We start from the raw sequence: 5041 nt of genomic DNA, 5'->3' as shown, positions 1-5041 counted from the left end.
GGGCCTGTTTTAGCGCGATACTGCGTTTCTCGACACTCATTTGGAACAACCAAACTTCGTGTCTCGTGCCTTGCCTCGCGCTAAAACAGGCTCCGGCGCGGCCGCGAACGAAACGGCAACAGACCCTCGGGTTTATCTTTGCTTACAACTTGCGCGGGAAAATTCTCGCGCGCGGCCGGCAAGGCTGTAACAACTCGGCTTTGTCTCTGTCTATTGGCCACACCTCACACAGAGCACTGCCATGAAAAGACGCTCCCTGCTCAAAGGGATGGCCCTGTTGCCAGCCCTGCCCCTGCTCGGCCACGCCCCGCTCAGCCTGGCGCAAGCCATCGCCAGCAGCGTAACGCCGCTGGATAAGCCCCATGGTGACTGGCGCGCACTACTAACGCCCGAAGCCTATGCCGTGCTCTTCGACGAAGACACCGAAGCGCCCGGCAGCAGCCCGCTAAATAAGGAAAAACGCGACGGCACCTACCTCTGCGCCGCCTGCTACCTACCGCTGTTCGCCAGCCAGGACAAATATGAAAGCGGCACCGGCTGGCCCAGCTTTACTCAGCCGATTGCCGGCCACATGGCCACCAAGCGCGACTTCAAGCTGTTCTTCCCGCGCACCGAATACCACTGCGCACGCTGCGGCGGGCATCAGGGCCATGTCTTCGATGACGGCCCGAAACCGCGCGGCGAGCGCTGGTGCAACAACGGCGTAGCCTTGCGCTTTATCCCCGAAGGCGAAGCCTTACCTGAGCTGCGGAGCTGAACATGACTGCTATTACCTCGTCCTGGCGCCGCCGTCTGCTGGCAAGCAGCATCCTCGTTCTGGGCGGCCTGCTGGCCGCCTGCGAACCCACCGCCGCGCAGGCGCCGCAGCCACAAGCCAGTGCGCCAACGGTGGAAAACCCTGGCGTGGCGATCTTTGCCGGCGGCTGCTTCTGGTGCACCGAATCGGACTTCGACAAAATTCCTGGAGTGATTGAAACCACCTCGGGCTATACCGGGGGGCATGTCGACAACCCCACCTACGAGCAGGTCTCGGCCGGCAACAGCGGGCATATCGAAGCAGTACGGGTGCGCTTCGACCCGAGCAAGACCAGCTACGCCAAGCTACTGGAGGCCTTCTGGCCCACCATCGATCCGGTGACCGCCAACGCCCAGTTCTGCGACCGCGGCCCGCAGTACCGCAGCGCGATCTTCTACAGCAACGCAGAAGAGCAGCAACTGGCCGAAGCCTCCAAGGATGCTCTAGAGAAGTCCGGGCGTTTGCCGGCCCCGGTGGTCACGGAAATCCTCGCCGCCAGCACCTTCTACCCGGCCGAGGACTATCACCAGGACTACTACCAACGTAACCCGCTGCGCTACAACTACTACCGCAACGGCTGCGGCCGCGATCAACGCCTGGAACAACTCTGGGGCAAGAAGTAATAAACCGCGACCATCAGCTGGCCCTCGCGCCAGCTGATGGCGTTGTATTCAGCCGCTGATACCAGGCTGCGGCAATCGTCGTATCCGCTATGGTTAGCCCACACCTTGCCCAGTGAGCGCGCCATGGCCCCGTTGAAACCCTTGTTCAAACTCACCTCGCTGATCGCCCTGGGCGGCTGGCTGATGCTGGTCTGTCTGCCGTTCTGGTCCTATACCGATGAACTGGTACTGGGCCTCAGCGTGGTACTGCTGGCTATCGTCTATAGCTGGCTGCTGTTTGTCGCGATGCGCCAACGGCCCGAGCCCGGAAGCGGCAGGCCCGGGTTCTTCAGCCTCGGAGGGGTGCTCTCACTGCTGCGCCAACCCACGGCCGCACTGGCAGCCTGGATACATATCCTGGCGTTCGATCTGATGGTCGGGTTGTATATCCGCCACGAAGGCGCCATCGCCGGCATCAGCCACTGGGCACTGCTGCCCTGCTATGTGCTGACCCTGATGTTCGGCCCGCTGGGCCTGCTGGCGTTTCTGGCGCTGCGCTGGGGCCTGGTGATGGCGGCCTAAGCTAGCGACTGCGCTCGTAGTATTCAGTGCCCTGCCCCGGATACTGCTGCCCCCGGTAGCCGTTGGGGTACTCAATGGTTTGTTTGATCGTTCCGCGATTGTCTATCGACTGGCTGCCGTAGCGCTGTTCATGGCGCTGCAGGCCGTCGGGTAGGCGCTGCCCGCCATAGAGGTTATGGCTTTCGATAGTCTGCGAGCTACCGATGCTACCGCTGGCACCGGGGCTGATATAAGTTTTCGGAATGACCCGCAGCGTCTGCGGTGCCTGCTGCTCGGCATACAACGGCGTCACCAGCAGCAACGCCAGCAGACTGAACACATATCTGCACATTGTCATCACAACCTCTGCGCCAGCGGCGCGCAACCAATCTGAAGGTTTACTGGCAGAAGAAAGATCACCTCGTCACCAAGGCGAAGAATTACAGATTGCCTCAGGGCGCTGCCCTGTCAACCGCCGTGGCGGGTTTCACCAAATGGCTGTGCATCTCAGCTGTGAGCTGAGCGATACGCTCGCTCATCTGATGGGTGAGTTGCGTGAGTTCCGTATTCTTCTGCAGCAGCTCCAACAACTGCCCGCCTTGCACCGTAGCCAATCGCTGCCTTTCCTCGCTAGCGCTGGCAAGCGCTTCACGGTGCCGTGCATCGGCATCGGAGAGCGCCTTGTCGCGATCAGCCTGGCGCGTTTGTGCAAGCAAGATCAAGGGCGCAGCGTAGGCAGCCTGAAGGCTGAAGGCCAGATTCAGCAAAATGAATGGATAAATGTCGAAATGAAACAGGCCAAGCGCATTTAAAAGAATCCACAGCACCACGATAAAAGTCTGCGCGATGAGAAAACCGGGGGTGCCAAAGAAGCGAGCAAAAGCTTCGGCCTTCAATGCAAACCAGTCATTACCGAATACCGAAGTAAGGTGGTGATGGGGCAGATGAAATCGCAGATGGTGGGCGCTCCCTTGTGCGGGCGGCACCACTGCAGATTGGACCTTGTCTGTACTCATTATTGAATCCTGGGTTAAAGGTTCACTGATTGGCGACACAGACTCATGCCCACGGCTGAATGAGCTTGACGAGTTCAGCGTTTAGCCCGCCTGGTTCAAGCGCACTGTGCTCATAGGTACTCCCTGAGACAGGCCGTCTACTGTCACGTTGCACGCCTATTTCGCGATGCCCGTCCCGCTTCATCTGGCATACATTCATTACTATCAACGGCTACGCATTCGCCTGAGCATCATTAACCAGATGACTATCCGTGTCGCTCTACTCCTTCTCGCCTGTCTGCCCGGCCTGGCGCTTGCTGAGCCATTTACCTGCAGGGTGATGACCATCAGCGAAGGCGATACCTTCAGCTGCCTGACCACTGAAAACAAACGGCTGCGGGTGCGCCTTGCGGAAATCGACGCGCCAGAAAGAAAGCAGCCCTATGGCGCCGAAGCCAAGCAGGCGTTGGCTGATCTGGTGCTGGACAAGCAAGTGGTTCTGCATGTGCAAGAAGTCGACCGCTACGGCAGAACGCTGGCACGCGCTTTCGTCGGTGGCATTGACGTGAATTACACCCTGGTCGCACAGGGCGCAGCCTGGGCCTACACCAAACAGCTGAAAGACCACCGGCTCAAAGATGCCGAGACCCTGGCCAGAAATATGGGCAAAGGCCTCTGGCAACTTCCCGCCGAAGCCATAGTTGCGCCCTGGGACTGGCGCTACACCGGCAGAATTGCCGCGCCGCAAAAAACCAAACCCAGTCGAACGGCGTCGTTCTCCCAGTTTGGTGGCGGTTAACGGATTAGCTTAGGTGGTGCCGGAGACAGGAATCGAACCTGCGACCTTCGCGTTACGAGTGCGCTGCTCTACCGACTGAGCTACACCGGCAAGATGTTGCTTAAGTCGCGCAGCACACCAGCAGCAACACGACTCAAGCTGTCACCCCAAGCCTAGCAAGCCAACGGCAGAACGTACGACTCACTGTTGTGCATGCTGTGAGTCCTATACGCAGAGCGCTACTGCTTACTTGCTCGGCAGTTCGATACGGTCTTCGTGGATCACGATGCGACCCTGCTTGTACAAACCGCCGATGGCTTTCTTGAAGTTGCCCTTGCTGACCCGAAACAGCCCGGCAATTTCTTCAGGCGAGCTTTTGTCGTTCACCTTGAGTACGCCATCGTGCTCGCGCAATTTGGCCAGAATCTGTTCGCCCAGGCTGCTGGCCGCTTCCTGACCAACTGGCTGCAGGCTCAGGCTGATTTTGCCGTCGGCGCGCACTTCCTTGATAAAGCCTTTTTCCTGCATGCCACTGCGCACAAACTTGAACAGCTCGTTCTTGTGGATTAGGCCCCAGTGCTTGCCATTGATAATGGCCTTGAAGCCCATGTCGGTGGATTCGACCACCAGCAGGTCGACTTCCTCGCCCGCTGTGTAGTGGGCTGGCACGTTGTCCAGGTAGCGGTCCAGGCGTGCGGTGGCGGTGATGCGCTTGCTGCGCTTGTCGAGAAACACATGCACCACGCAGTAATCGCCGATCTGCAAGGGGCGTTTTTCTTCGGAGTGCGGCAGCAACAAATCTTTCGGCAAACCCCAATTAAGGAATAAGCCCACCCGGTTTATATCCACAACCTTCAAACTGGCAAATTCGCCCACCTGAACTTTTGGTTTTTCCGTGGTGGCAATCAATTTGTCTTCACTGTCCAAGTAAATAAAGACGTTTAACCAGTCCTCCACTTCACTTGGGGTATCGCTCGGGATATAGCGTTTGGGCAATAGAATCTCGCCATCCGCGCCGCCATCCAGATACAGGCCGAAGTCGGTGTGCTTCACGACCTGCAAACTATTCATTCGTCCAATTACCGCCATGATGCCCTACCCTCATTACCAGGCCGGCATTCTAGCCGACTCGCCTGTTAATTTCTCGGCCTACCGGCCATCGCACGGCGCCCGCCCGATGACCCTGCGGGCAATCCGACCGATGGCCCAGGTCACGGGACGCAGCTTCAACACGAATTATCTATTCGTATTAAAACAATCACTTACTGGTATATCCGCTAAGGATGGTCTGAAGTAGTCCCGTATTTCC

The 5041-nt window shown here is 58.4% G+C and carries 7 protein-coding genes and 1 tRNA gene; 4 read left to right on the top strand and 4 right to left on the bottom strand.

The features are described from left to right. Window positions 1-241 precede the first annotated feature (241 nt). The 3 genes from msrB (at window position 242) to Q8M42_RS02940 (ending at window position 1980) form a co-directional block, all read left to right on the top strand. Window positions 242-757, top strand: coding sequence for a peptide-methionine (R)-S-oxide reductase MsrB (gene msrB, locus Q8M42_RS02950; RefSeq protein ID WP_304870594.1), 516 nt, complete (start codon window positions 242-244; stop codon window positions 755-757). Window positions 758-759: 2 nt separating this feature from the next. Then, window positions 760-1419 (top strand): peptide-methionine (S)-S-oxide reductase MsrA, encoded by a 660-nt coding sequence (gene msrA, locus Q8M42_RS02945; RefSeq protein ID WP_304870596.1) that lies wholly within the window; start codon window positions 760-762, stop codon window positions 1417-1419. 123 nt (window positions 1420-1542) lie between these two features. Beyond that, window positions 1543-1980 carry an ABA4-like family protein gene (locus tag Q8M42_RS02940; protein ID WP_304870598.1) on the top strand — a complete coding sequence of 146 codons (438 nt, stop codon included), beginning with the start codon at window positions 1543-1545 and terminating at the stop codon, window positions 1978-1980. 1 nt (window position 1981) lies between these two features. Here the strand turns inward: Q8M42_RS02940 and Q8M42_RS02935 are convergent, their stop codons facing one another. Together Q8M42_RS02935 and Q8M42_RS02930 are read right to left on the bottom strand one after the other, a co-directional pair. Further along, the gene (locus Q8M42_RS02935; RefSeq protein WP_304870600.1) at window positions 1982-2317 is read right to left on the bottom strand and encodes a hypothetical protein; all 336 of its coding nucleotides are present in this window, start codon (window positions 2315-2317) and stop codon (window positions 1982-1984) included. 94 nt (window positions 2318-2411) lie between these two features. Next, on the bottom strand, window positions 2412-2975 hold the full coding sequence (locus tag Q8M42_RS02930; RefSeq protein ID WP_304870601.1) for a DUF1003 domain-containing protein: 564 nt from the start codon (window positions 2973-2975) through the stop codon (window positions 2412-2414). Between the two features lie 148 nt (window positions 2976-3123). Here Q8M42_RS02930 and Q8M42_RS02925 point away from each other — a divergent pair, with 148 nt between their 5' ends. Further along, window positions 3124-3753: a thermonuclease family protein gene (locus tag Q8M42_RS02925; RefSeq protein WP_304870603.1), complete on the top strand. Its 630-nt coding sequence runs from the start codon at window positions 3124-3126 to the stop codon at window positions 3751-3753. Window positions 3754-3767: 14 nt separating this feature from the next. Here Q8M42_RS02925 and Q8M42_RS02920 read toward each other — a convergent pair. After that, window positions 3768-3843 (bottom strand) — tRNA-Thr (locus tag Q8M42_RS02920). Between the two features lie 135 nt (window positions 3844-3978). Then, window positions 3979-4821, bottom strand: coding sequence for a S1 RNA-binding domain-containing protein (locus Q8M42_RS02915; protein WP_304870605.1), 843 nt, complete (start codon window positions 4819-4821; stop codon window positions 3979-3981). Window positions 4822-5041: the final 220 nt, after the last annotated feature.

Source organism: Pseudomonas sp., assembly GCF_030684895.1.
In the GTDB taxonomy this organism is placed as follows: Bacteria; Pseudomonadota; Gammaproteobacteria; order Pseudomonadales; family Pseudomonadaceae; genus Aquipseudomonas.
This window is presented reverse-complemented; position numbering and strand designations above follow the sequence as displayed.